The following is a 3727-nucleotide window of genomic DNA, read 5'->3' as shown; positions in this document are numbered from 1 at the left end:
GACAAGAGGTCTTTGGAAGAGTGGTTGAGTCTTGCTTAACGTATCAAAAGTAAATTTGGGTTTCACTGTAGCAGTTTCTCCTGAAGAGATGATCGTCACTGCAAAGAGTTGGTTATCATATACCTTTTTAGGCATATAACTATATTTGAATTCGCTCTGCGCACTCAATAGGGTAGTATAAGCTAATATAAATACTATAAAGAGAGATACAGAGCGTAAGTGTTGCATTAGGCTTCAAAACCTTGAAGCATACGTATACCGTCTTCACTTCCTAGTATAGCTTCTAAGGCACGCTCAGGGTGAGGCATAAGACCAAATACATTTTTAGTTTCATTGCAGACACCAGCGATAGAAGTTACAGAACCATTGACAACAACTGGTTCTCCTTTTTCATTTGAGTAACGAAGAAGTATCTGACCATTTGCTTCTATCTTTTTAAACCCTTCATCATCGATGTAGTAGTTACCATCTGCATGTGCAATAGGAATGTTAAGTACTTCACCTTTATCACATTTGTTTAAAAAAGCATTGTCATTGTTGATGACACAGAGGTTTTGGTGCTTAGAGATAAAGTGAAGGTTATTATTGCGTTTCAATGCACCTGGGAGTAGTCCGGCTTCTGTAAGGATCTGAAAACCATTGCAGATACCAAGTACTTTACCACCATCATTTGCATAGGTTGAAACAGCTTTCATCACAGGTGAAAATCTAGCGATAGACCCTGAGCGTAAATAATCTCCATATGAGAATCCACCAGGCACAACAACAAGATCGATGTCCGCTGGAAGTTTCTCATTCTCATGCCATACAAGCTCTGTTGTATGTCCTAATTTTTCAAAAGCATACTGTGTATCAAACTCGCAGTTTGTTCCAGGAAATCTTAATACTGCTACTTTCATACTAGTTGATCTCTATCGTATAGTCTTCGATAACTGTATTGGCAAGAAGTGTCTCACACATCTCTTTTACTTCTGCTTCCGCCTCAGCTTTGTCTGTAGTATCAAGCTTAATGATGATCTGTTTACCGATACGTACATCATTTACTCCGGCAAATCCTAAAGAGTCAAGTGCATGGTGCGCTGCTTTTCCCTGTGGGTCTAGAACACCTTCTTTTAAAAATACGTTTACTATAGCTGTCATTGTTATTCCTTATCTGTTTTTAATTCTGTCTAATACTTGTCTGTACGCTTCAGTGAGTCCACCTAGACCTTGTCTAAATCTGTCTTTATCCAGTTTCTCATCTGTCTCGGCATCCCATAGTCTGAAGTTATCTGGACTGAGTTCATCGATAAGAATAATATTTCCATCTTTATCTCTACCAAATTCAATTTTAAAATCTACAACTTTAATGTTGAGATCAGCATAGAACCCTGAGAGTAGTGTGTTGATCCTTCTTGCCATAAAACGAATGTAATCAAGTTCAGATGTGTCATTGACCAAGTTTAAAATGAGACAGTGCTGGTCATTGAGTTTTGGATCTCCAAGTGCATCATTTTTATAGTCAAATTCAACAAGTGTGAAAGGAAGTACAGTTTTATCTGCAATACCAAGATTTTTACTAAGACTACCAGTAGCGATATTTCTTACGATCACTTCCAGATAGATCACTTCTGCAGCTTTATGAAGCATGTTGTTATCATCAATTGTATCTACATAGTGAGTAGGGATACCTTTTTCATCTAAATATTTGAAGAGTTCAGTTGATATTTGATTATTGAGGGCACCTTTACCTTCTTCAGATGATTTTTTCTCACCATTAAATGCAGTAAGGCTATCTTTAAATTCGGAGATAAGAAGGTTTTCATCTTCAGTTTTCCAAATCTTTTTTGCTTTACCTTCATACAAAAGGTCAGTTTTTGTCATTAGTTTCTTCCTTTGTTCGTGATGATCAATGCTTTTAAGATATCTACAGCACTTTTAAGTTGTAGATCTTTATAGATTTGCTCTTCTGTGATGATAGTTTCATCTACTTCTGTTGCATTGTTTTCTATGCCTGTGTCTGATGACTTGGTTGTATTTACATCTATTTTAGCGAGCTCATTTTCTAAGTGTTTTTTCAGATCTTTTTCTTTCAGCATAATAAGATCTTCAGTAAAATCTATTTTACCAAGCGGTATGGTTATATCAGGTGTGACCCCGACAGCTTGTATCGTTCGTCCGCTTGGAAGGTAATAACGTGCCACAGTCAGTTTTAAAGCTTCATCTGCACCTATAGGCATCACCACTTGTACAGAACCCTTTCCGAATGTCTTTTCTCCAATGACAATAGAACGGTTGAAATCCTGAAGTGCACCAGATACGATCTCCGAAGCAGATGCAGAGCCACCGTTTATAAGTACTACAAGAGGAAGTTTTTTATTCGTACCTTCTTTACTTGCACGGTATTCTAGATTTTCACTTTTCACTTTTCCTTTTTGACTGACAATAACACCTTCATCTACAAAAAGGTCTACAAGTCCGACAGCTTGGTCAAGCAGTCCACCCGGATTGTTTCTTAGGTCTAGGATCATACCATCAGTAGCATTATGCTCTTTGATAGCGTTTTGTACACCTTCTACTACTTTCTGGTCAAAAGAGGTAACATGCACATAAAGAAGTTTATCTTCTATGGTCTTTGCATAGACAGATTGAATCTTGATGATATCTCTGACGATCTTAATTTCGAGAGGCTTAGGCTCTCCTTTTCTGATGATCGTCAATACCAAAGAAGTTTTAGGTTTCCCTCTCATCATTTTTACAGACTCATCGATATTCATACCGATAGTGGCTGTATCATTGATCTTTAAGATGATATCACCGGCTTTGATACCAGCATGAAATGCTGGTGTATCATTGATAGGTGCAATGACGGTAAGAGCTCCATCTTTCATACCTATAGAGATACCTAATCCGCCAAATTCACCTTTTGTTTGGACAGAAAGATCTTTAAACGCTTTGGTATCCATAAAAGAAGAGTGAGAATCGAGGTTAGCCATAAGTCCTTTGAGCGCTTTGTCTACAAGGTCAGTGGTATTGGTATCATCCACAAATTGACTCTCAATGACATTGAGGATCTGAGTGAATTTTATATACGCTTCAAGTTTTTCTTTAGCGGTTGAAGGTGTATGGGTTTTTTTAGGAGTCTCTGTTGCTTGAGCGAAAGACCCAAACATATATGCTACAGTCAAAGTGCTTGCAAGTCCAGCAACGATAACTTTTTTGCTTTTTTTAATCATTAAGGTGATGTCTCCATGTGAGAATTGGTTTATAATTTTATTTAAAAACATCTAAGAGGTTGCTTTGAATGCTTTGTATTACTATACTGAAGGAAGGTTAACCGTATTCCAATTGGCTATGAAGATAAACTCTTCTTCACCATGTTCTTGAATTTCTTCTTTGTTTCCAGTGATGTATCACCACCATATGAGATCATTTCATAATATCTATCAACTTCCCTGACAGCACTTTTATCTGCATGATCGTTCAGATAGCGTAAGAAAAATTGATGAATGGTTTCATCTTTTTTTCTACTGTAGCCATCTTTTTTTAATGCTTTCAATAGAGGTTCCAAAATACAAAGTGTTTCATTGATGCATCGAGGACGACGGAAGTATAATGTAATGCTGAAAGAGACTAGGGCTAAAACAAGTAAAGAGAATACAAAAAAGAGGATAAATCTCGGGTTCTCTTTTGCATATTGGATAAGTTGCAGTTGTCTGATATTACTGTAATAGAGTATCCATGTCTC

The 3727-nt window shown here is 37.1% G+C and carries 5 protein-coding genes; all 5 read right to left on the bottom strand.

The genetic code is table 11. The annotated features are described in order from the left end of the window. Positions 1 to 227 precede the first annotated feature (227 nt). Positions 228 to 899 (bottom strand): phosphoribosylformylglycinamidine synthase I, encoded by a 672-nt coding sequence (gene purQ / locus WBM70_RS08750; protein ID WP_424558127.1) that lies wholly within the window; start codon positions 897 to 899, stop codon positions 228 to 230. A gap of 1 nt (position 900) precedes the next feature. Beyond that, a complete protein-coding gene (purS, locus tag WBM70_RS08745; RefSeq protein WP_424558126.1) occupies positions 901 to 1140 on the bottom strand; it encodes a phosphoribosylformylglycinamidine synthase subunit PurS in 240 nt (79 codons plus the stop codon). Between the two features lie 9 nt (positions 1141 to 1149). Continuing rightward, positions 1150 to 1863: a phosphoribosylaminoimidazolesuccinocarboxamide synthase gene (gene purC / locus WBM70_RS08740; protein ID WP_424558125.1), complete on the bottom strand. Its 714-nt coding sequence runs from the start codon at positions 1861 to 1863 to the stop codon at positions 1150 to 1152. Continuing rightward, complete coding sequence (locus WBM70_RS08735) at positions 1863 to 3215, bottom strand: S41 family peptidase (RefSeq protein WP_424558124.1); 1353 nt, start codon at positions 3213 to 3215, stop codon at positions 1863 to 1865. Before WBM70_RS08735 ends, purC begins: the two co-directional genes overlap by 1 nt. Before the next feature lie 116 nt (positions 3216 to 3331). After that, on the bottom strand, positions 3332 to 3727 hold a 396-nt coding region (locus WBM70_RS08730), incomplete at its 5' end, for a hypothetical protein (RefSeq protein WP_424558123.1).

The organism is Sulfurovum sp. (assembly GCF_049668085.1).
GTDB lineage: Bacteria > Campylobacterota > Campylobacteria > Campylobacterales > Sulfurovaceae > Sulfurovum.
The sequence above is the reverse complement of the archived record's forward strand: the minus strand, read 5'-3'. Positions and strand labels throughout refer to the sequence as shown.